The 21,934-nt window shown below is 63.7% G+C and carries 21 protein-coding genes, 1 other RNA gene and 1 pseudogene; 9 read left to right on the top strand and 14 right to left on the bottom strand.

Annotated elements, in window-relative coordinates; all coding sequences use genetic code 11:
* Nucleotides 1–58 precede the first annotated feature (58 nt).
* The gene (locus BXY53_RS10630; RefSeq protein ID WP_170144419.1) at nucleotides 59–1,732 is read left to right on the top strand and encodes an electron transfer flavoprotein-ubiquinone oxidoreductase; all 1,674 of its coding nucleotides are present in this window, start codon (nucleotides 59–61) and stop codon (nucleotides 1,730–1,732) included.
* 17 nt (nucleotides 1,733–1,749) lie between these two features.
* Here BXY53_RS10630 and BXY53_RS10625 read toward each other — a convergent pair whose 3' ends face one another.
* The 3 genes from BXY53_RS10625 to BXY53_RS10615 all read right to left on the bottom strand — a co-directional run bounded on the left by BXY53_RS10625 (nucleotide 1,750) and on the right by BXY53_RS10615 (nucleotide 3,187).
* The gene (locus BXY53_RS10625; protein ID WP_119061975.1) at nucleotides 1,750–2,385 is read right to left on the bottom strand and encodes a ClpXP protease specificity-enhancing factor SspB; all 636 of its coding nucleotides are present in this window, start codon (nucleotides 2,383–2,385) and stop codon (nucleotides 1,750–1,752) included.
* A 51-nt stretch (nucleotides 2,386–2,436) separates the two neighbouring features.
* Nucleotides 2,437–2,819: a transfer-messenger RNA gene (gene ssrA / locus BXY53_RS10620) on the bottom strand.
* Between the two features lie 59 nt (nucleotides 2,820–2,878).
* Nucleotides 2,879–3,187: a hypothetical protein gene (locus BXY53_RS10615; RefSeq protein ID WP_119061974.1), complete on the bottom strand. Its 309-nt coding sequence runs from the start codon at nucleotides 3,185–3,187 to the stop codon at nucleotides 2,879–2,881.
* 358 nt (nucleotides 3,188–3,545) lie between these two features.
* On the opposite strand from BXY53_RS10615, the gene rpmI reads away from it, so the two are divergent.
* The 4 genes from rpmI to pheT are packed head-to-tail and all read left to right on the top strand — an operon-like array spanning nucleotide 3,546 to nucleotide 7,715.
* Nucleotides 3,546–3,749, top strand: a complete 204-nt coding sequence (rpmI, locus tag BXY53_RS10610) for a 50S ribosomal protein L35 (RefSeq protein WP_119061973.1) — start codon at nucleotides 3,546–3,548, stop codon at nucleotides 3,747–3,749.
* Nucleotides 3,750–3,797: 48 nt separating this feature from the next.
* Nucleotides 3,798–4,157, top strand: a complete 360-nt coding sequence (rplT, locus tag BXY53_RS10605; RefSeq protein ID WP_119061972.1) for a 50S ribosomal protein L20 — start codon at nucleotides 3,798–3,800, stop codon at nucleotides 4,155–4,157.
* 49 nt (nucleotides 4,158–4,206) lie between these two features.
* Nucleotides 4,207–5,292 carry a phenylalanine--tRNA ligase subunit alpha gene (gene pheS / locus BXY53_RS10600; protein WP_119061971.1) on the top strand — a complete coding sequence of 362 codons (1,086 nt, stop codon included), beginning with the start codon at nucleotides 4,207–4,209 and terminating at the stop codon, nucleotides 5,290–5,292.
* Entirely contained in the window at nucleotides 5,289–7,715 is a 2,427-nt protein-coding gene (gene pheT, locus BXY53_RS10595) for a phenylalanine--tRNA ligase subunit beta (RefSeq protein ID WP_119061970.1), read from the top strand. The genes pheS and pheT overlap by 4 nt, the downstream gene beginning before the upstream one ends.
* A 225-nt stretch (nucleotides 7,716–7,940) precedes the next feature.
* Here pheT and BXY53_RS10590 read toward each other — a convergent pair whose 3' ends face one another.
* The 7 genes from BXY53_RS10590 to dctP form a co-directional block, all read right to left on the bottom strand.
* Nucleotides 7,941–8,150 (bottom strand): YgaP family membrane protein, encoded by a 210-nt coding sequence (locus BXY53_RS10590; RefSeq protein WP_119061969.1) that lies wholly within the window; start codon nucleotides 8,148–8,150, stop codon nucleotides 7,941–7,943.
* A gap of 601 nt (nucleotides 8,151–8,751) precedes the next feature.
* Complete coding sequence (locus BXY53_RS10585; RefSeq protein WP_119061968.1) at nucleotides 8,752–9,063, bottom strand: hypothetical protein; 312 nt, start codon at nucleotides 9,061–9,063, stop codon at nucleotides 8,752–8,754.
* Between the two features lie 65 nt (nucleotides 9,064–9,128).
* On the bottom strand, nucleotides 9,129–10,628 hold the full coding sequence (locus BXY53_RS10580) for a porin (protein ID WP_210209221.1): 1,500 nt from the start codon (nucleotides 10,626–10,628) through the stop codon (nucleotides 9,129–9,131).
* A 317-nt stretch (nucleotides 10,629–10,945) separates the two neighbouring features.
* Nucleotides 10,946–12,304: a malonyl-CoA decarboxylase gene (locus tag BXY53_RS10575; protein ID WP_119061966.1), complete on the bottom strand. Its 1,359-nt coding sequence runs from the start codon at nucleotides 12,302–12,304 to the stop codon at nucleotides 10,946–10,948.
* Nucleotides 12,305–12,317: 13 nt separating this feature from the next.
* Entirely contained in the window at nucleotides 12,318–13,634 is a 1,317-nt protein-coding gene (locus BXY53_RS10570; RefSeq protein ID WP_119061965.1) for a TRAP transporter large permease, read from the bottom strand.
* A 3-nt stretch (nucleotides 13,635–13,637) separates the two neighbouring features.
* On the bottom strand, nucleotides 13,638–14,195 hold the full coding sequence (locus BXY53_RS10565; RefSeq protein WP_147361550.1) for a TRAP transporter small permease subunit: 558 nt from the start codon (nucleotides 14,193–14,195) through the stop codon (nucleotides 13,638–13,640).
* A gap of 135 nt (nucleotides 14,196–14,330) precedes the next feature.
* Nucleotides 14,331–15,314 (bottom strand): TRAP transporter substrate-binding protein DctP, encoded by a 984-nt coding sequence (gene dctP, locus BXY53_RS10560; protein ID WP_119062178.1) that lies wholly within the window; start codon nucleotides 15,312–15,314, stop codon nucleotides 14,331–14,333.
* Between the two features lie 194 nt (nucleotides 15,315–15,508).
* Between dctP and BXY53_RS10555 the strand changes: the two genes are divergently transcribed.
* Nucleotides 15,509–16,201: a GntR family transcriptional regulator gene (locus BXY53_RS10555; RefSeq protein WP_119061963.1), complete on the top strand. Its 693-nt coding sequence runs from the start codon at nucleotides 15,509–15,511 to the stop codon at nucleotides 16,199–16,201.
* A gap of 48 nt (nucleotides 16,202–16,249) precedes the next feature.
* A complete protein-coding gene (locus BXY53_RS10550) occupies nucleotides 16,250–17,785 on the top strand; it encodes a malonate--CoA ligase (protein WP_119061962.1) in 1,536 nt (511 codons plus the stop codon).
* A gap of 13 nt (nucleotides 17,786–17,798) precedes the next feature.
* On the opposite strand, the gene infC is transcribed toward BXY53_RS10550, so the two are convergent.
* Complete coding sequence (gene infC / locus BXY53_RS10545; protein WP_119061961.1) at nucleotides 17,799–18,413, bottom strand: translation initiation factor IF-3; 615 nt, start codon at nucleotides 18,411–18,413, stop codon at nucleotides 17,799–17,801.
* Nucleotides 18,414–18,554: 141 nt separating this feature from the next.
* Between infC and BXY53_RS10540 the strand changes: the two genes are divergently transcribed.
* Together BXY53_RS10540 and BXY53_RS10535 are read left to right on the top strand one after the other, a co-directional pair.
* Complete coding sequence (locus tag BXY53_RS10540; RefSeq protein WP_119061960.1) at nucleotides 18,555–18,986, top strand: DUF3429 domain-containing protein; 432 nt, start codon at nucleotides 18,555–18,557, stop codon at nucleotides 18,984–18,986.
* A gap of 10 nt (nucleotides 18,987–18,996) precedes the next feature.
* A complete protein-coding gene (locus tag BXY53_RS10535) occupies nucleotides 18,997–19,950 on the top strand; it encodes an NAD(P)/FAD-dependent oxidoreductase (RefSeq protein WP_119061959.1) in 954 nt (317 codons plus the stop codon).
* Nucleotides 19,951–20,032: 82 nt separating this feature from the next.
* On the opposite strand, the gene BXY53_RS14155 is transcribed toward BXY53_RS10535, so the two are convergent.
* From BXY53_RS14155 to BXY53_RS10525, 3 genes and pseudogenes are all read right to left on the bottom strand, one after another.
* A complete protein-coding gene (locus BXY53_RS14155; RefSeq protein WP_170144418.1) occupies nucleotides 20,033–20,185 on the bottom strand; it encodes a hypothetical protein in 153 nt (50 codons plus the stop codon).
* 79 nt (nucleotides 20,186–20,264) lie between these two features.
* Nucleotides 20,265–21,377: an S-methyl-5-thioribose-1-phosphate isomerase gene (gene mtnA / locus BXY53_RS10530; protein WP_119061958.1), complete on the bottom strand. Its 1,113-nt coding sequence runs from the start codon at nucleotides 21,375–21,377 to the stop codon at nucleotides 20,265–20,267.
* A gap of 1 nt (nucleotide 21,378) precedes the next feature.
* Nucleotides 21,379–21,926: pseudogene (locus BXY53_RS10525) on the bottom strand (adenine phosphoribosyltransferase).
* Nucleotides 21,927–21,934: the final 8 nt, after the last annotated feature.

The raw sequence follows: 21,934 nt of genomic DNA, 5'->3' as shown, positions 1-21,934 counted from the left end.
GACGCATTGACGCCACCGCAACCCGCAAGTATCTCCGGGCATTCAACAGGGAGTTTCCATGAGCGAACAAGACACGCAGTTGCCCGAACGCGAAGCGATGGAGTTTGACGTCGTGATCGTCGGCGCCGGCCCGGCCGGCCTGTCCGCCGCGATCCGGCTCAAGCAGCTTGCCGCCGAAAAGGATCAGGACATCTCCGTTGTTGTGCTCGAAAAAGGATCGGAGGTCGGCGCTCACATCCTTTCGGGCGCCGTGGTCGACCCGATCGGGCTGGATACGCTCATTCCGGACTGGCGCGAGAAGGGCGCGCCGCTGGACACGCCGGTTACGGACGATCGCTTCCTGTACCTGCGCGAGAAGAGCGCCATCCGCCTGCCGAACTTTGCCATGCCGCCGCTGATGAACAATCACGGCAACTACATCGTCAGCCTTGGCAACGTCTGCCGCTGGCTGGGCGAGCAGGCCGAAGAACTGGGCGTGGAGGTCTATCCCGGCTTCGCGGCGAGCGAACTGGTGACCGACAGCGAGGGGTCGGTGATCGGCGTGGCGACCGGCGACATGGGTCTCGACTCACGCGGCCAGCCCAAGCCCGGCTTCGAGCGCGGCATCGAGTTGCACGGCAAGTATACGCTGATCGCCGAAGGCGTGCGCGGCTCGCTCGCCAAGCGGCTGATCCGGGCGTTCCACCTGAACGAGGGCCGCGAGCCGCAGAAATACGGCATCGGCATCAAGGAGCTTTGGGAGCTGCCGCCGGAGAAGCATCAGCCGGGGCTGGTGCAGCACACGCTTGGTTGGCCGCTCGATGATCGCACGGGCGGCGGGTCGTTCATCTATCACTGGGGCGAGAACTTGGCCTCGGTCGGCTTCGTGGTCCATCTGAACTACGAGAACCCGTACATCTCGCCATTTGACGAGCTACAGCGATTCAAGACGCACCCTTCGATCGCACCGATGCTGGAGGGCGGCAAGAGGATCGGCTATGGCGCGCGCGCGATCAGCGAAGGCGGTTATCAGTCGGTGCCGCAGCTCACCTTCCCTGGCGGGGCACTGATCGGCTGCAGCGCGGGCTTCGTGAACGTGCCGCGCATCAAGGGGTCGCACAACGCCATGCTGTCGGGCATCCTGGCGGCTGAGGCCGCTTTCGAGGCGGTCAGCGAAGGCCGCGCGAACGACCGGCTGGAGGCTTACGAGCGCGCCTATGAGACCAGCGCGATCGCCAAGGATCTGAAGAAGGTGCGCAACGTGAAGCCGCTGCTGTCGAAGTTCGGCACACGCCTTGGCACGGTGCTGGGCGGCATGGATATGTGGGTGAACACGCTGATCCCGTCTCTCAGCTACACCCTGGGCCATGGCAAGCCGGATCATGAGACACTCAAGCCCGCCTCGGAGTTCCAGCCGATCGAGTATCCGAAGCCGGACGGCGTGCTGACCTTTGACCGGCTGTCATCGGTCTATCTGTCGGGCACGAACCACGAGGAGGACCAGCCGGTCCACCTGCAGCTCAGCGACGAGTCGATCCCGATCGAGGAGAACCTGCCGAAATTCGACGAGCCGGCGCAGCGCTACTGCCCGGCGGCGGTCTATGAGGTGGTCTCGACGGAAAACGGAGTGAAGTTCCAGATCAACGCGCAGAACTGCGTGCACTGCAAGACCTGCGACATCAAGGATCCGGCACAGAACATCAACTGGGTTCCGCCGGAAGGCGGCGGCGGCCCGAACTACACGAATCTCTAGAAAAAAATCGCGCTGCGCTACTTCTTGCGGAAGGCGTCGAGGTGGACCACTTCGGCGCCTTTCTTCTCGTCATCGGACTCCTCGTCCGTTTTCTGGCCCTCCCTGGGGGCCGCGGAAGTATCACCGGTTTCGCCGGCCGTCTCCGCATCACCAGCACCCGCAAGCGCCGGTTCGCTCGGGCCCGGCAGGGCGGGCTCGGCCGGGCTCGGCAACTTCGAACCACTCGGCGCCGAAGTCTCCTCGCTCGGTATACCTTCTGTCTCCGCCTCTTCGCGCGCTGCCGACTCGCCCAGCCCCTCGAGTCCGCCGAACTGCAGCATGAAGCCGACGCTCGGATCCTGGAAGCTCTTCATCGCGCGGAAGGGGATGACCAGCGTCTCGGGCACGTTGTTGAAGGACAGGCCGATCTCGAAGGCATTCTCGTACACCTTGAGGCCCCAGAACTGATACTGGATGACGATCGTCATCTCGTGGGGATAGCGGTCGAGCAGCCGCTTGGACAGCGAAACGCCCGGCGCCGTGGTGTCAAAGGTGATAACGAAATGATGGTCGCCCGGAAGGCCCCGCTTCTCCACACGGCGCAACACGGTGCGCACAACGCCGCGCAAAGCCTCTTGCGCAAGAATGTCGTAACGGAATTCGTCGTTGGACATCTTTCGGACCAGGCTGAGATCAGCGTGCCCATACAAGCCGGCACATAATAAGATGGAGGGCTTCTGTTGCCCGGTGCCCTCCGTACCGCGCCTGGGCGTGCTTAGTGCCCAGGACTTTGAATTTCGGTGCCTAAGCTGCCTTACGCAGCCTGAGCAACCGGAGCATAGTTGTCGTTCGCAACTACTGTTTGTGGTCCTGTAACGGCGGTACCATGCCGGGCGAAGGTCCGTCCTTTACACCCTCGTCGATCCTAGTTCGCCCCCATCAAAAACCCGCGTCCGCCCGTGCAGCGCGCCTGTGGAGAGCGGGTTTATGGTGGAGGCGCCGGGTACTGCCCCCGGGTCCGATGGGCTTATTCCGACGGCCGTTTATCGCCATAGTCAGCCAAGCTGACACACGTAATATAGATAGATTTGAGGCCAAATAAAAGGACCGTCGCGCAAAACGCGAACAGGGAATCGGACTTCGCCTGAGCGTTGCCCCTGGAGGGCGCTACCAGCAGACGGGCGCTTCGGCGCGGCAGGTGTGCTCATCAAAGAAGCCAAAGTCGAGAAACAGCTCGCAGGAAACTTCCTTCTTGCCGACCGTGTAATTCGTGATGCCGCGCTCGGCGGTCCACTCCTTGATGTACGCGTCAAGCAGGCGCTGGGAGTCGCGACGGGGGATCTCTATGCCGTAATCATTCACGGAAAAGGCCAACCGCGTGCATTCGCGCGCCTGCACGTCCGAGGCCGTCGCATGGCCTAGCCCCAGAACGAACGCCACAACCCAAACCCGTTTCGCCTTGAAAAGCATTGCCATTCGCCCACCTTGTTTGCCATCGGCGCACCGCGCGCAGCTTGCCTTTAGGCGCACTGCGGGCCATCCGGCAACATGTTCCGACCGGCTGGCTCGCATTTTCGCTTTCCATGGCGCCAAAACGCCACGCTGCGGCGCAACAAAACGGCGTTTCTCGCACGCCAAGCCCCTTGCACGTCAAGGCGATTGGATATAGTTTCACGCACCGTTAAGCCGTCCGGCGTACAGGGCATGCCGAGGCGGCTTTTAACGCTTTTCACCAAAGCAAAGCGGCGCGGACCTCGACGCCTCGGGTGCAGGCATCGCGCGGACGAGAAAGATCGGGCCGGTTGGCCTCTTCCAGACATCAAAAGGAAAGCAAATGCCCAAACTCAAGACCAAAAGCGGGGCGAAGAAGCGATTTCGCCTGACGGCGACCGGCAAGGTCCGCGGCCAGCACGCGGGCAAGCGCCACGGCATGATCAAGCGCAGCAACAAGTTCATCCGCCAGATGCGCGGCACGCGCATCCTGGAGGACTGCGACGCGCGGATCGTCAAGAAGTTTCTCCCCTACGCAAAGCGTTAGGAGCGGCGCAGCAAGCGCGCGACATCCTGACTTGAAGGAGTTTCAGCAATGGCTCGTGTCAAACGCGGCGTGACCACGCACGCTCGCCACCGCAAGGTCATCAAGGCCGCCAAAGGCTATTATGGCCGGCGCAAGAACACTTTCCGCATCGCCAACCAGGCCGTCGAGAAGGCCGGGCAATATGCCTATCGCGACCGCAAGACCCGCAAGCGCAATTTCCGCGCGCTCTGGATCCAGCGGATCAACGCGGCGGCGCGTGAACACGGCATGACCTATGGGCGGTTCATTCACGGCCTGTCGAAAGCCGGTATCGAGGTGGACCGCAAGGTGCTGGCCGATCTGGCCGTGCGGGAGCCGGACGCCTTCGCCTCGCTCGTGACCAAGGCGCGCGACGCCGTCAGCGCCTGATCGTGCCGCTCTGGCGGCTTCGACCACACTTGCACCGAACGGGACCACGATGAGCGTCGCAACTGCATCCGGCCAGGATCTCAAGGCGCTGGAAAAATCCGCTCTGAAGAAAGTGCGCGGCGCCAAAACGCTCGCCGAGCTGGAGGACGTGCGCGTGGAGCTTCTGGGCCGAAACGGTGAAATCCAGGCGCTCACCAAGCAAATTGGCACTCTCCCGCCGGAGGAGAAGCAGACCTTCGGCAAGGCGGCGAACAAACTCAAGCGCAAGGTCAGCGATGAGATCGAGGCGCGCAAGGCCGAGCTGAAGGAGCGCGAGCTGGCCGAGAAGCTGGCACGTGAAAAGGCCGACGTAACCCTGCCCGTCCGCCTCGGCCCGCAGCTTGAAGGGCGCATTCACCCGCTCAGCCAGGTCTGGGACGAGGTGACCGAGATCTTCGCCGATATGGGCTTCGAGGTCGCCGAAGGCCCGGACATCGAGACCGACGAAAACAACTTTACCAAGCTCAACATCCCCGAGGAGCATCCGGCGCGGCAGGAGCACGACACCTTCTATTTCCACCCGAAGGACGACGGCTCGCGCCCGCTGCTGCGTACCCATACCAGTCCGGTGCAAATCCGCGCGATGCAGGAGCGGAAGCCGCCGATGCGCATTATCGCGCCAGGGCGCGTCTACCGCTCCGACTCCGACCAGACCCACACGCCGCAGTTCCACCAGGTCGAAGGACTGGTGATCGACGAGACCACCCATATGGGCCACCTGCGCTGGGTGCTGGAGGAGTTCTGCCGCGCGTTCTTCGAGGTCGACGACGTGAAGATGCGCTACCGCGCGTCCCACTTCCCGTTCACCGAGCCGTCGATGGAAGTGGACATCAGCGCGGAGGCGATCGGCAAGCAGGACGACTGGCTGGAGATCCTGGGCTGCGGCATGGTTCACCCGAACGTGCTGCGGGGTGTCGGCCTCGATCCGGAGAAATATCAGGGCTTCGCCTTCGGCATGGGGCTGGACCGCATCACCATGCTGAAATACGGCATCCCGGACCTGCGAACGATGTTCGCCAGCGATCTGCGCTGGCTGCGCCATTACGGCTTTTCCATGCTCGATGTGCCGACGCTGGCCGGGGGTCTGAGCCGATGAAATTCACGCTGTCCTGGCTCAAGGATCATCTGCAGACCGAGGCGAGCCTCGACGATATCCGCGCCACGCTTGACCTGATCGGTCTGGAGGTGGAGGAAATCGTCGATCCGACGGAAAAGCTCGCGTCGTTCAGTGTCGCGCGCGTGCTGGAGTGCGAAAAGCACCCGAACGCCGACAAGCTGAAGGTGTGCAAGGTCGACACCGGCACGGACACAGTGCAGGTCGTCTGCGGCGCGCCGAACGCGAAGGCCGGAATGCTAGGCGTGTTCGCGCCGCCCGGTTCGTACATTCCCGGCAGCGACCTGACGCTGTCCAAGGCGAGCATTCGCGGCGTCGAATCTTCGGGGATGCTGTGCTCGGAGCGCGAGCTTCAGCTTTCCGATGAACACGAAGGCATCATCGAGCTTCCGAAGAAATATGCCGCAAGCGTCGGCGAACCCTACGCCGAAGCGGCCGGGCTGGACGATCCGATGATCCATATCGCCATCACGCCCAACCGGCCGGACTGCCTCGGCGTGCGCGGCGTGGCGCGCGATCTGGCGGCCGCGGGGCTGGGCAAGTTGAAGCGCGCGGACCGCGGCTATGACGGCGAGGGCGAATTCGATTGCCCGATCGACATCCTGCTGGAGTTCGATCCGGAACACGCCGACGCGTGCCCCGTCTTTACCGGGCGTGTCATTCGCGGCGTGAAGAACGGACCGAGCCCGGACTGGCTGCAAAAGCGCCTGCGCGCCATCGGCTTGCGCCCGATCAACGCGCTTGTCGACGTCACCAACTACATCTCCTACGACCGCGCGCGTCCGCTGCATGTCTATGACGCGGACAAGCTGCGCGGCGCGATCCGCGCGCGGCTGGGCAAGGAAGGCGAGACGTTCCTGGCACTCGACGATGCCGAGTACGAGGTCGATGAGAGCATGTGCGTGATCGCCGATGATCGCGGCGTGCTGGGCCTGGGCGGCGTGATCGGGGGTGCGGAGACCGGCTGCACCGAGGAGACCACCAACGTCTTCATCGAGTCGGCCTATTTCGACCCGGTGCGAACCGCGATGACCGGGCGCAAGACCGGCGTACAGTCCGACGCGCGCTACCGCTTTGAGCGCGGCATCGACCCGACCTCGCATACCGTGGGCGCGAACCTCGCCACGGCGATGATCCTGAAATTCTGCGGCGGAAGCCCAAGCAAGCTGGAGCAGGCCGGCGCCGCGCCGCCGACGGGGCATATGGTCTCATTCGATACGCGCCAAGTAAAGCGGCTGACCGGCGTCGACCTGAAGCCCGCGCAAATCACCAAGACCCTCACCAAGCTCGGCTTCAAAATCACGGGGCGTGAGCCGTCGCTGCAGGTGAAGGTGCCGGGCTGGCGGCCGGATGTCGGGGCGAGCGCCGATCTGGTCGAAGAGGTCATTCGCATAACGGGCGTCGATCAGGTGCCAAGAGCGCCGCTGCCGCGCTCTTCGGGTGTTGCGAAGCCTGTGCTCACGCCGACACAGCGCCGCATGTCGCGGGCGCGGCGGCTGCTGGCCGCGCGCGGCATGGCCGAGGCAGTGAACTGGGCGTTCATCCCCAAGGCGCAGGCGGAGCTTTTCGGCGGCGGACAGCGCGAACTGGAACTGGCGAACCCGATCTCCACCGATATGTCGGACATGCGCCCGAGCCTGCTGCCGGGCTTGCTGACGGCTGCGCGGAGCAACGCCAATCGCGGTTTCCGCGACGCCGCACTGTTCGAGGTCGGCAATATCTATCAGGGCGACAAGCCCGACGACCAGATCATGGCGGTGGCCGGGGTGCGCACGGGAACGGCGCGGCTTCAGGGCGCGGGCCGGCACTGGGATGAGACCGGCGCGGCGGTCTCGTGGATCGACGCAAAGGCCGACGCGCTTGCGCTGCTGGAGGCGCTGGGGCTGTCAACCGCCACGGTGAAGCTCTCGCGCGAGGTGCCGGACTGGTTTCATCCAGGCCAGTCGGCGGCGATTCAGCTCGGCCCGAAGAACCGGCTGGGCGTGTTCGGCGTGGTCCATCCGGCAGTCGCACAGCAGCTTGACGTGGCGCTGCCGGTCGTGGCGTTCGAGATTTATCTGGACGCGCTGCCAAAGCCGAAACGCAAGGGCACGCAGCGCCCGGCGCTGGAACTGAGCGACCTGCAGGCGGTCACGCGCGACTTCGCGTTCGTCGTGGACCAGGATGTGGCGGCGGGCGATGTGCTGACGGCCGTGCGCGGCGCGGACAAGAAGCTCATCACCGAGGCGAGCGTCTTCGACGTGTTCGAGAGCGAGGAGGCGCTCGGCAAGGGCAAGAAATCGCTGGCGGTTGAGGTCACATTGCAGCCGCGGGAAAAGACACTCACCGACGACCAGATCGACGCCGTCGCGAAACGGATCATTCAGGCGGTGCAAAAAGCGACCGGCGGCGTTATCCGCAAGTAGCGGCACGCGCGCTTTGCAATCGGTTTGCCCCTCGGCATGCCCGTGCTGCCTGCCCCCGGACGGCGATCCGGGGAACACGGGCATCCATAACGGCAGCCGTAGAGCCTACAAGCTGGATTGCCGGATTACTCGGGTCAGGCCCCGAGCACAGGCAAGTCCGGCAATGACGACGCTCGGGTCGTTTCTCACAGATTCAAAACGCCCTAGCAGCCGGCCAAAGCGCGCTTACTGCTCGCAGGTACGCACGCCGAACAGCGCGTAGGCCGGGCAGATGCTGAACACCGCTGTCGCCAGCAGGACCGCACCGACGATGCCCAGGATCCAATCCCAGGGCGTCGTCACACCCGCGCCGAGATAACCGAGGCCGAGCGCCAGCAGAACCACACCGACAACAGCGCGGATGATCCGGTCGATTCGTCCGACATTCGCAGTCATTTCAATCGCCTCCCTTGACCCAGCGGTTCTCGGGAACCTTTGCAGGTTTATGCTATTTTGTAGCGTGGGAAGGCACAATCGTCCTTAACAATCCGCAACCGGGGGCGGCTGCCAGGGCGGTTCGTCGCTTCATTCACTCACATGGTTCATGACCTGGACGGCGCTCGCGGGTGGCCAATCTTTCGTCACCATCGGCCGTGCCTGTCCCCGGACACCGATCCGGGGAACCCGGGGATCTACCCATCAGGGTTCGGCGCAACCTCTGGATTGCCGAATCACGTCCGGCAATGACGTGGCAACAGTCTCCGACGTCATGCCCGGACGAAGATCCGGGCATCCAGCGGCCAGGCCTCGGCGCGTTTCTTTGGATTGCCGGGTTAATCGTGTCAAGCCCGAGCACAGCTTGGCCCGGCAATGACGTAACAGCAGTGTCCGGCGTCACCACCGGCCGTGCCTGTCCCCGGACCCTGATCCGGGGAACCCGTTGATCTACCCATCAGGGGTCGGCGCAACCTCTGGATGCCCGTGTCAAGAACGGGCATGACGGTAGAGCGCGCCTCAGCGTCAACGCCGTGCTGCGCTCGCGATGACGGCGTAACCGTCATTGCGAGGCCGTCAGGCCGAAGCAAAGAGGTCGCTTCGCCGCTTCGCGTCGGCCTTGCGGCTCCGCGCCCGCCTTCGGCTTCAGCGGCACGGTACGGCGTTCTTGGCTGGATCGCGTCGTCGCTTCGCGCCGGCCTTCGGCTTCGCTACGCTCGCGATGACAGCAAAGCGTGCCGTACCGTCCTTGCGAGACCAGAAGGGCCGAAGCAAAACAGCGCTGGTGCCCGAAGCTAGATTGCGTCGCTTCGCTCGCAATGACGGAGCGCGTGGGCGTTTCGTCGGCGCGGGCGGAGACGAAAAAAGGGGCCATCCGAAGATGGCCCCAAGTTGCCGGCTCAAGTCCGGCGGCCCCGCTAGGAAGGAGGAAACGCGAGCCTAGAATTTGATCCGGGTGCCGAGATAGGCGGTCCACATGTCTTCGAGACCGTTGACCTTCCCGTTTTCGACTTGGGCTGGATCTGTCGTATCATCAGTGGGATCTGTATCGGCACGATAGGAGATGCTATCGACCTCCCAGTAGTTGTAGTGGGCGTAGAACTCAAGCGCCGCGGCGTCGTAGTCCTGCTCGATACCGAAGCCCCAGACGTTCACTTCGGAATCGGTGATGAAGCCATTGATATTGTCCTCATCGGTTGCAACGACCCCGTCGGCCAGTCCGAAGTAGCCGTACTGGCCTGCACCAAAGCCCTCATAGCTGATATAGCGGCCGAAGAAGGAGGTCAGGCCGTAGCCGGTCCAGTTCTTCTCGATACCGCCGAAGACCTGCCAGTAGGTCGCGGAATCCTCGGCAAACCGGGCATCAGCGTCAGTGATCGCTGCACCATCGAACTGGACCCCCTCGGCGAGAGCCTGATCGACAATTTGCGCATCCAGTTCGTCACGATCCTGCTGGACCCAGACACCATTCAGGAAGATGCCGGACGGGACGTGCTTGATACCCGCCGCGAGGATCAAGCTTTCCTTATCGCTGACCTCGAAGGCATCGCCGCCATCAAGACGCGTGCCATCAAAGAACGATTTGTCTGTATCGCCCTCATACCGGTATCCGGCCGCGGCCACGAACTGGATCGAGTTCCATTCCTGCTTAAAGCGCAGGGCGACGTCCCAATTGTCGCTCTCGCCCCAGGCCGCGGAGAGGATGAACCCGTAGAGCGACGGGCTGTCATAGCGCACGCCGTCCCAGCGGCCGATATCGGTGTCCGTCGCGATATCGGACAACGCAATCGAGCCGGTAAAGTCTTGCTCGAAAGGAATATTCGTCCCGGCAAAACCGCCATCGCTGGTGCGGACGCGCAGCCCACCGCCGAAAAACTCGGCGCCCGTCACATTGACGCTGCCCAGATAGGTATAGACGAGGTCGTCCGTGGCGGACGAGGTCAGACCCATCGTGGCACGCCCGAACCGATCGCTATCAACATAGACCGAGGCGCGGCGGGTCGCGATGTCGCCCTCGCCGTCGACGCCATCGTCACCCGGCAGGCCTGCGTAATCCTGGCTGACCTCGTTCGAAGGCGCCGACTGCATTTCGATCTCGATCCGGTAGCCAGCAGTCCAGCCCGGGTCGATCGTGCCGCTGCCGCGGAAGCCGAAGCGCGTGGACGAGATGTCACTGTCGACCACGTACAGGTCCGATTCGACACCGTCGTCCCAGGCGAACAGCGCCTTGTTGACCTGGCCGTAGAGCTGGACCGAGACCACGCGGTTGCCCTTGCGGACCGTGGTCGCTTCCAGTTCCGCGACGCGCTCCTCCAGGTCGGCGCAGCAGTCGCCGCCCAGGTCTGCCGCCTTTGCCGGCGTGAACGCGAGCGCGCCCACGAACAGACCAGCCGCCGCGGCCAGTGCGTAATGGCTTGTTTTCATAAGTCCCCCGATCATCCTTTTCTCCACTCGGTGGTTGCAGTCAGTTGATCCGTGCAGAGGTCGACGCGCTTTTCAGTTTTGCGCTTGCCCTCAAGCGATGGACGCGCTTAACGGGAGCCACGCCCAGAACCGCATCTTCAGGTTGCAGATGCAGGCGTACCGCGGGCTCATGGTTGCTTCAATCATAAACCGCAACTTGCGCGGGAAACACTTATAAGTTGTTGTGTTTCTGCATCATCCACTGTGAGGTGTGGATAACACCAGCGCCTGTGGAGCGCGCCGGAAAGGGGCCGCAGGGGATTCAGCGGGCTGGAACGGCGGGAAAAGCCGACTCAGCCCGTCGTCACGAGGGCTTTGGACGATTCGCTGGTGAGCAGATGGCTGCGTACGGCCTTCGAGGCGGCGACGGTGCCCTGATTCACAAGGGCTTCGTGATTCCGCTCAATGTCCTTGAGCACGTATTGGTAGTTGACCATCAGGCCGTAGGATTCGCGCAAGCCCTTCTCGGACACGTCGCCCAGCCAGTTGATCCGCTCCAGCCGCGCGCCGTTGCCGAGATGGAAGCGCGCCACCGGGTCCGCCGGCATCCCCGATGGCGTCTTCGCCAGCAGCAGGTAATGCGCACAGGCAGCCATCAGCACGGGCCGCAAGGCCTCCGCGCTGTCCTCGTCGCTCCACCAGTGGTCGTTGTCGGCGATCTCCAGCGCGGCACGCTGTTGCTCGTTCAGGTAGTCGAGGTCGTGGCCTTCGCGGGCGCGCTCCAGCCAGCGGCGGAAGCCGGGCAGCGGTGACAGCGTGACGAAGGTGCGCAGCGAGGGGATTTCCTTTTCAAGGTCTGCGGCCACCTGCTTGATCAGGAAGTTGCCGAACGAAATCCCGGCCAGCCCCTTCTGACAGTTGGAAATCGAGTAGAACACCGCCGTCGAGGGCTCGCGCGCGCCGTCCATCTTGCTTTCTTCGGACAGCAGTTCCTGGATCGAGCCGGGGATTCGGTCCGTCAGCGCGATCTGCACGAAGATCAGCGGCTCGTCGATCAGCGAGGGGTGGAAGAAGGCGTAGCAGCGCCGGTCACGCGGGTCGAGCCGGCGGCGCAGGTCGCTCCAGTCCTTGATCTGATGCACCGCCTCGTAGCGGATGATCTTCTCCAGGATGTTCGCCGGCGTGGACCAGTCGATCCGCTGCAGCACCAGGAAGCCGCGGTTGAACCAGGAGCCCAGCAGGTGGACGAAGTTGTCGTCGACCGGCTTGAGCTCCGGGTGCTCCTTCAGGAAGTCGAGCAGGTCGGTACGCATCGCGACGATCTCGGCTGTTGCGCCCGGCGCCATGTTCAGGCGGCGCAGGAATTCCTGCATCGGCGGCTCAACGCTTCGGGTCAACTCCTGCAGCGTCTTTTCGCCCGGCTCGTTCAGGTATTGCTCGGCTGCTTCACGCACGCGCTCCGAATCAGGTGTGAAGGCCTCATTCAGGAAGCTGAAGAACGCCAGGCGCTTCTCGCGCGGCAGCGCCGCGTACGCGTTAAGGATGCGCCGCGCCAGCGCCACACCTGCCGCCTCCCCGCGTGACGACATCAGCGCGCGGGAGAGCTCCTCAATCGAATCGGTGTGGCCGTGGCCACCGATGGACAGATCGATCAGCTGGCGACCGCGCTCGGCGATGCCGCTCAGCAGTTCCTGAAAGAACGAGGTGTTCATGTCGCCGCGTTCGCTATCTGATTGCCGCGCCCATCATCTGATTGGGGAGCCAGGTGGCGATCTCCGGGAAGATGCACAGCAGGATGATCCCCGTCACCATGCACAGCATGTAGGGCAGCGAGCCCAGCAGGATCGTCCGCAATGATACTTCCGGCACGATACCATTGATCACGTACAGGTTCAGCCCCACAGGCGGCGTGATCAGGCCGATCTCCATGTTGATCGTCAGCACGACCGCAAACCAGTAGGGGTCGAATCCGGCCTGCGTAACGATCGGCAGCAGGATCGGCGTGGTCATCAGGATAACGGCGACGGGCGGCAGGAACAGCCCGGCGACCAGCAGGAACACGTTGATGACACCCATCAGCACCCAGCGGTTCAGGTCGGCCGCGACGATCGCCTCGGCGATCGACTGAGTGACGAACAGCCAGGACAGCGTGAACGAGAACAGCGCCGAGGCGCCGATGATCATCAGGATCATCACGCTCTCGTTCATGCTGGTCGAGAGAATGCGCCAGATGTGGGAGGGGCGCCAAAGGCCGTAGATGATGATGGCCAGCAGGATGCAGAACAGCGCGCCGACGCCTGCGGCTTCCGATGGCGTGGCGACGCCGCCGTAAAGCACATAAAGAATGCCGACGATGATTGCGATGAAGGGGAGAACGCGCGGCAGCACGCTGAACCGCTCACGCCACGAAAAGTTGCGCAGGCCGGTGAGCTTGTAGCCGTTCCACCAGGCAAAGAACAGCGACCAGGCGATGAACAGCCCGGCAAGCATCAGCCCCGGCAGGATGCCCGCGATGAACAATCGGCCGATCGACGTCTCGGTGGCGATGCCGTAGACGATCATCGTAATCGACGGCGGCACCAGAATGCCGAGTGTACCGCCAGCGGCAATCGCTCCGGTCGCCACGCCATCCGGGTACCCGCGATTGCGCATCTCGGGGATGCCCATCTTGCCGATGGCCGCGCAAGTCGCTGGCGACGAGCCGGACAGCGCCGAGAAGATGGTGCACGCGCCGATATTGGAGATCACCAGCCCGCCGGGCACGCGGTTCAGCCAGCGATCCAGCGCCTCATAAAGATCGCGGCCCGCGGGCGAAGCGGCGACGGCCGCGCCCATGACGATGAACATCGGGATCGACAACAGCGAGAACTCGCCCAGCCCGGCGAAGAAGGTTTCCGCAACGCCGGGCAGCGCGCCAGTGCCCTCAAAGGCCACGAGAAAGATCAGCGCGGTCAGCCCCAGCGCGAAGGCGACCGGCACCCCGATGATCATGAGGCCGATGAGCGTCAGGGCGATCAGCAGCCCAATGGTTTCCGGCGCCATGAACTAATGCCCCTCTTTGATCGCAGCGGTCTGCTCCTCGCCGAGTTCCTCGGCGGCATGAACTGCGGCCCCGTGCACATCTACCGCGCGCGGCGTATCTATGATCTGCGCAAGCGCCTGAAGCGCCAGAAGCCCGAAGCCGACCGGCATCGACAGGAACGGGATCCACAATGGAATCTCCGCGACCGTTTCCGACAGCCAGTTGCCCTCCCAGGCCTGCCAGAAATAGTGCCCGCCGGTAACCGCCAGCACGGTTGCGAAAAGGAATGTGCCGATATTGGCCATTACACGCAAAAAGCGGCGGGTTGCCTGACCGGCGGCCTCCCAGGCCAGGTCGATCGTCACATGTCCGCCCTGGCGCAGCACATAGGCGCTGCCAAGAAGCGTGGCGGCGATGAGCATGAAGATGACGGTGTCGGTCTGCCAGGCAGTCGAACCGTTCAGCACGTAGCGGACGAAGACCATGTGGCAGACGATGAGGATGGCCGCGCCGATCAGGGCTGCGGCGATCATCCCGAAGAAAACGGACAGCGCGTTAACGGCTCTTACGAAAGCGCGCACGGTCTCTCCCCGTTGGTTCCGTAGCCCCGATCATGCCCGGTGAAAAGCGAACAAACCGTTCGCGCCGGCCGGCGGCATGTGTGAGTTGGTGCCACGGGGCCGCGCCGCGCGCAGCCCCGGTGGCGGTGTGTGGCTTTACTCGACGGCGAGCGCCTTATCAATCAGCTCCTGGCCGCCTTCCACGTTCTTGGCGAACTCGGCGTAGGAGGTCTCCTGGGCGATGTCGCGCCACATCTGCGCCTGCTCGGCGTTCATGGTCACGACCTCGACGCCGGCTTCCTTGAAGGTGTCGACCATCGTCTTGTCAAGCTTCTTGGCCTGCTCGAAGAAATACTCTTCCGACACCTGCCCGGCCGCCATGAGCGCTTCCTGCTGCTCCTCGGTCAGCGCGTCGAAGCTCTTCTTCGACATCAGGATCGGTTCGTACATGAACCACAGCGCATGATCGCCCGGCGCGGTCAGGCACTTCACCTGCTCATAGATGCGGTAGGAAACGAAGCTGCCCGAAGAGGTATTCGCCGCATCCAGAACGCCGGTCTGCATGGCAGTGTAGATTTCCGAGGACGGCATCGAGGCAATAGAGGCGCCCGCGCCCACCAGCATCTGCTCGAACGCCTTGCCGGCCGCGCGCGAGACCTGCCCTTCGATGTCTTCCGGCTCCAGGATGCAGTTCTCCTTCGAGGCGAAGCCGCCGGCCAGCCAGGTATCAGCCAGGACGATCACGCCCGAGTCATTGATGATCTGCTTGATCTCCTGCATGAACTCGGAGTCGTTCAGGCGCTTGGCATGGTCGTGGTTCTTGACTAGGCCCGGCATCAGCGTCGCGTCGAACTGCGGGTGCCGGTCGGCCGCGTAGGCGAGCGGGAAGGCGGAAATGTCGAGCTGGCCGGTGGTCAGCGGCGCATACTGCTCTTTCGGCTTGTAGAGCGAAGCGGACGGATAAATCCGCACGTTCAGACCGACATCGGCCTTTTCGACCTCGGTCTTGATGATCTCCACCATCTTGTGGCGGACGTCGTTGGTGTTCCACTGGTGTGACGCACGCAGGGTCTCGGCCTGAGCGGTCCCCGCCACAAGCGCGAATGCGCCCACGGCGGCGAAAATTCCCTTAAAAAGCATGGACATATGACGTCTCCTCCTTTGGCTGCGCGGCGCTTATTGAACGCGCCTGTCGAATTGTGTACATCATATTGAACGAAGTATACAACACTTCCATGATTGGCACACGCCGGCGCGAATGATCCGCGCGCCAGAGCACCACCGGGTGACCGCAAAAACCTGTCTGAGAGGATCGGACGGAGTTCCTAAGGGAAATGACGCAATCGACTGCTCAGCGTGTGCGGCTCGCCCTCGAAAAGGACATCTTCCTGCTCAGGCTGCAGCCGGGCGACAAGCTGGACGAGGCTGGTCTTGCCCAGCGTTTCGGGACATCGCGCACGCCGGTGCGTGAGGCCCTCCGTCAGCTCGCGGCCTCCGGTTTGGTGGAGATCAAGGCACATCGCGGCGCGGAGGTGTCGCGCCTGAGCATTCCGCAGCTTCTGGAAATGTTCGAGTTCATGGCCGCGCTTGAAGGTGTCTGCGCGCGCTTCGCGGCCGAGCGTGCCTCGGCGGAAGAGATCGCAGCCATTCGCACTGCGCATCAGCACTGCCTGAGCTATGCCGAAGCAGGCGATGCGGACGGCTTCTACCACGCCAATACGGCCTTCCACGAAGCGATCTATAGCGCCAGTCACAATGGCTATGCCGCGCAGCAGACCATGTTCCTGCGAAACCGGCTGGCGCCGTATCGCCGCTTCCAGCTGCGCCGCAACAATCGTCCGCTGGAATCCTTCCGGGAGCACGGTGACATACTTGAAGCGATCGCCGCGGGCGACGCGCCGCGCGCCGAAGAGGTCACCCGCAAGCATATCGATGTGCAGGGCAGCAACTTCGCCGCGCTCGTCTCCAGTGTGCCGCCGGAATACCTGCAGTCGCCCGGCGACATGGCCAAGGCCGGCAGTGGCTAGGCTGGGCAAGCCGACCAACAAGACAAGAACCGAGGACAACGCCAGCGAATGCCCAACGAGAATCTTTACGACATCCTGGCCCGCCGCTTTCCCGAAAGTGATGCGCTGGCCTTCGATCAGCCCGCGACGGCTGACGCTCCGGCCTTTCGGATGACCTATGCCGAATTGGTGGGACTGACGAACCAGTACGCGAACGCGCTGCGCAATCTGGGCGTGCAGCCGGGCGACCGCGTGTCCATCCAGGTCGAGAAGTCGATCGCCAATGTGGCCCTGTTCCTTGCGGTGCTAAAGATTGGCGCGATCGGCAACCCGCTGAATACGGCCTATACGCTCGCCGAAATGGCCTATTTCATGTCTGATGCCGAGCCGAGCCTCGTCGTCGTGCCACCCGACAAGCACGAGCCGATCCGGCAGATGGCCGGGGAGTACGGCGTGAAGGCCGTTGAGACGCTGGACAGCGCCGGCCAAGGCTCGCTGGCCGACAAGGCCGATGTCGAGCCAACCGAGGCGGGCACGGAGCCGCGCAGCGCGGATGATACCGCCTGTATCATCTACACCTCTGGCACGACCGGCCAGCCGAAAGGCGCGATGATCACCCATGGAAATGTCAGCACGAACATTCACGCGCTGTGGGAGGTCTGGCACTTTCAGCCCGGCGATGTGCTGCTGCATATCCTGCCGATCTATCACGTCCACGGGCTTTTCGTGGCGATGGGCACCGCCCTCTACAATGGATCGCCAATGATCTGGCTGCCGAAGCCGGACTTTGACCAGATTATCGCGGCACTGCCACGCGCGACTGTGATGATGGGCGTGCCGACGCATTACACGCGCCTGCTGGAGCGGCCCGAGCTCAACCGGGAACTGACCGCGCATATGCGCCTGTTCACGGCGGGTTCGGCACCGCTGCTCGCCGCGACGCACGAGGCCTTCGAGGCGCGCACCGGCCACAAGATCCTGGAACGCTACGGCATGACCGAAGCCGGCATGATCTGCTCGAACCCTTATGATGGTGAGCGTATCCCCGGCACGGTCGGCTATCCCCTTCCGGGCGTGAGCGTGCGCGTAACGGACAAGGATGGCCATGTGCTGCCCGCCGGTGAGATCGGCATGGTCGAGGTGAAGGGACCCAACATCTTCAAGGGTTACTGGCGCCGCCCGCAAAAGACCGCCGAGGAGTTCCGCGCCGACGGCTTCTTCATCACGGGCGATCAGGGCGTGCTCTCCGAGGACGGGCGCCTTTCGATCGTGGGCCGGGAGAAGGACATGATCATCAGCGGGGGCCTGAACATCTACCCCAAGGAAGTCGAGCGCGAGCTGGACGGCCTGGAAGGCATCGGCGAATCAGCCGTGATCGGCGTGCCCCATCCCGATTTCGGCGAAGGTGTTGTGGCGGTCGCCACGCGCGGCGAGGGTACGCCGCCGAGCGAGGCCGACATTATTGGGACGCTGGCCGCACGGCTTGCGAAGTTCAAGGTCCCCAAACGCGTGATTTTCGTGGATGTCCTGCCCCGCAACGCGATGGGCAAGGTGCAGAAAAACGAACTACGCGACCAGTACGCAGAACTGTTTTCGGGCGAGTGATCCTGCGCGCGGCTCAGCGCGGCGCCAGGACCATGATCATCTGCCGGCCTTCGAGCTTCGGCTCAAGTTCGACCTTGGCGAAATCCTCGGTGTCGTCGCGCACCTTGTGCAGCAGGTCCATGCCGATTTGCTGGTGGGCCATTTCGCGTCCGCGGAAGCGCAGCGTCACCTTGACCTTGTCGCCCGCCTCGAAGAAACGCCGCATGTTGCGCATCTTCACTTCGTAGTCATGCGCGTCGATGTTCGGGCGCATCTTGATTTCCTTCACATCGACGGTCTTGGTTTTCTTGCGGGCTTCGGCGGCCTTCTTCTGCGCCTGATACTTGTATTTGCCGTAGTCCATGATCTTGCAGACCGGAGTCTCGGCTTGACCCGAAACCTCCACAAGATCAAGGCCGGCCTCTGCCGCGCGGTCCAACGCCTCCTGCAGATCGACCACACCGTGGTTCTGCCCTTCCTCGTCGATCAGTTGGACCTGACGAGCTGTAATCGCGTCGTTTATGCGCGGCCCCTCTTCCCGCTGCGCGGGCCGCTTGAATGGTCGGCGTGCTATGGTTGGTATCTCCTCTGTTGCTGAAACGAGAACAAATGCATCCTCCCGCCTTTCACGAGAAAAGACGGGTTTCATCGCACTTTGAGTCTATTTATAGAACCAAGCCTGCAACGAAACAAGATAAGAGCCGCGCGCTCGAGGCCAGCGCTGGAAAATCCACCCGGCGCTGTTAGCCAAGTACAACAGCGTGCGGGCGCATCTGTGCGAGGGAGCATCATGAACGAGCGGGTTCTGGCGCGCATCCTGACCTTCGCGGGCGCGCTGCCCTTCATCGCGGCGGTCGTGGCGCTGCCTTTTGCGCCTGCAGAGGCGACCGCGTCGATCTGGCAGGCCGTGCTGGGCTACGGCGCGGTGATCGCCAGCTTCGTTTCCGGTATCCATTGGGGCCTTTTCCTGTACCGCAATGCCGCGCTGCCGCTGAATCTGTTCATCTCCAGCAATATCTGCGCGTTGGCCGCCTGGGCCACTCTGCTGCTGCCATCGCTTCGGCTGGCGCTGTTGCTGCTGATTGCGGTTTTCGCCGCTCTGTTCGCGATCGACCACACGGTGTGGCGCGCGGGCGGGCATGAAGCGTGGTTCTATCAACTGCGCGCGGCGATCACGGCGATCGTTATTGCCGCGCTGATCGTATTGCTACTGATGGCCTGAGGAGGCGCAGTTGGATATTGCGATCATCGGTGCAGGGCTGGCGGGCGTCATGGTCGCCCGGCGGCTCCACGAAGCGGGGCACGCCGTCACGCTCTTCGAGAAATCGCGCGGTGCGGGTGGCCGCATGGCGACCCGGCGCACGGAGGGCTTCGCGTTCGACCACGGCGCGCCGTATTTCTTCGCCGAGAGCGCGGGCTTCCGCGCGTTTCTCGCCCCGCGTATCAAGAGCGGGCTGGTTGCGCGGTGGCGAGGGCGCTTTGTGCGGCTCACAGCGGACGAGACCGCGCACGCTGTGGATCAGGAACGCTTCGTCACGGTGCCCGCGATGAACGCGCTGTGCAAGACCCTCGCCGAAGACACGCCGCTGCGAACGCAGGTTCAGATCGCGCCGATCCAAAAACCGCATGAGTTGCACGACAGCGACGGCAACGCGCTGGGCCGTTTTGACTGGATTGTCAGCACCGCGCCGGGGCCGCAGACCGCGGCTCTGTTCGGCGATTTGGCGCCGGTCGCGCTTGCGCCGGATCACATGACCGGCGGGTTCACGACTATGCTCGGCTTTACGCAGGCGCCGGAACCAGGCTGGGACGTAGCGGAGGTCGATCACCCGATCATCGCTTCGATCATCCGCAACTCGGCCAAGCCGGGGCGAACCGGCGACGGCGCGGCTTTTGTGATCCATGCGCGCAGCGACTGGTCGGAGCCGCGGATCGACGAACCGCCGGAGGCTGTGCAGCCGCTTCTGGCGGACGCTTTTACGCGGATCACCGGGATTGACGCGGGCGCGGCGGCCTACGCGACAACCCATCGCTGGCGCTACGCTCACGCGCATGCGGGCTTGCCGGACGGCTGCATTTTTGCGCCGGAGGTCGGCTTGGCCGCCTGCGGCGACTGGTGCGTCGGCGGGGGCGTGGAAGCCGCCTTTCACAGCGCGAGCGCGCTCGCGGATCACCTGACGGAATAAGCGCGTGCAGGCGGCTCGCATGAAAAAGGCCGGAGCGAGACGCCCGCGCCGGCCATGATCGCTGGTCTATGCCCGCAAAAGCTTAGCGGGACTGCTGCATCGTTTTCCGCTTGAGCGCGGCCTGCGCCTCCGCGTTGCGCGCCGTCCGGTGACGCACAAGCTCGACAGCGCTAAGCAGAATGATGGCGAAGAAAGTTGTCGCCGCAAGCGGAGGCAGAGCAAATTCAAACCACATGATTTCTCCTGAGCGTGGTTACGAACTGTTATGTTTACGCGCCCAGGTTGTCCGCAGATTTTTCGAAGAAGTATTTTGGTTAATCGCTGCGACGACTTGTCATATCCGTCTCATTACGAAACAAATCTTCCAGCCCCTCGCGCGTGGCCGCGCAGACGCCGCGCTCGGTGATGAGCCCGGAAACGAGCCGCGCCGGCGTGACATCGAAGGCCGGGTTAGCCGCCGGACTACCCGGCGCGGCGATGTCGACCGTGATGACTTCGCCGTCAGCCGTGCGCCCGTTCATGTGCGTCACCTCATCTGCGCCGCGCTGCTCGATCGGTATGTCCGCGCCGCCTTGCAGCGTCCAGTCGATCGTACTGCCCGGCAGCGCGACATAGAACGGCACGCCGTTGTCCCAGGCGGCGAGCGCCTTGAGGTAGGTGCCGATCTTGTTGGCAACATCGCCGTTGGCGGTGGTCCGGTCGGTCCCGGTGATGCACATATCGACCTTGCCGGCCTGCATCAGGTGCCCGCCGGCATTGTCGGCGATGATGGTATGCGGCACGCCATGCGCGCCCAGTTCAAAGGCGGTCAGCGCGGCACCCTGGTTGCGCGGACGCGTCTCATCCACCCAGACATGGACCGGCAGCCCGGCGTTATGCGCCATATAGATCGGCGCCAGAGCGGTGCCCCAGTCCACGCAGGCGAGCCACCCGGCATTGCAGTGCGTTAGGATGTTGACCGTCTCGCCCGGCTTGCGCTCGGCGGCCTCGCGGATCAGCGGGAAGCCGTTTTCACCGATCCTGCGGCAGGTCTCGACATCCTCGTCGCACAGCGCGGCCGCGCGGGCATAGGCGCTAGCGACCCGGTTCTCGCGCGGCTGGTTGCGCACCGCGGCCAGCATCTCGTCGAGCGCCCAGCGCAGGTTCACCGCTGTGGGCCGCGTCGCCAGCAGCGCCTCGCATGCTGCTTCGAGCGCCGCGTCGGAGGCGTCCGCGCGCAGCGCCAGACAGACGCCATAGGCCGCCGTCGCGCCGATCAGCGGGGCACCCCGCACCTGCATCGTCTTGATCGCGCGGGCAGCATCGTCCAGCGTCGTTAGCCGCGCCGTCTCGAAGCTGAACGGCAGCTTCGTCTGGTCGATGATCTCCACCGACCAGCCGTCCTCGGCCACCCAGATCGTCCGGTAATGCCGCCCGTCGATTTTCACCTTAGTCGCCCTCGAATTCCATCAGGGTGTGGCATTTCACGCCCTGTTTGCCCAGCCGCCGGCACCCGCCCAGATCCGGGAGATCAATGATGAACGCCGCGCCCGCGACCGTGCCGCCCGCCTTCTCGATCAGCCGCGCCGCGGCGGCCGCCGTCCCGCCCGTGGCGATCAGGTCGTCGACCAGGAGGATCTTCTCGCCGGGCCGGATCGCGTCCTCGTGAAGTTCGACCGCATCGACGCCGTACTCAAGCTCGTATTCCTCGCCGATCGCCTTGGCCGGGAGCTTGCCCTTCTTGCGGATCGGGATGAAGCCGGTGTTCAGCCGATCGGCCATTGCGCCACCCAGGATGAAGCCGCGCGCCTCAATGCCCGCGACCGCCTCGATACCGGCATCCAGATAGGGCGCAGCGAGCCGCTCGATGCTGCTCTTGAAGCCCTGCGCATTCTGGAAAAGGTCGTGATGTCCCGGAACATGATGCCGGGTTTCGGGAAGTCGGGAATCGTGCGCACCAGCGCCTTGAGGTCGTCATTCGCTCGGTGGGTCGTCATCGCGATCT

This window comes from Dichotomicrobium thermohalophilum (genome assembly GCF_003550175.1).
Classification (GTDB): Bacteria; Pseudomonadota; Alphaproteobacteria; order Rhizobiales; family Rhodomicrobiaceae; genus Dichotomicrobium; species Dichotomicrobium thermohalophilum.
Note: the sequence above shows the minus strand (reverse complement) of the source record. Positions and strands in the feature narration are given on the sequence as shown.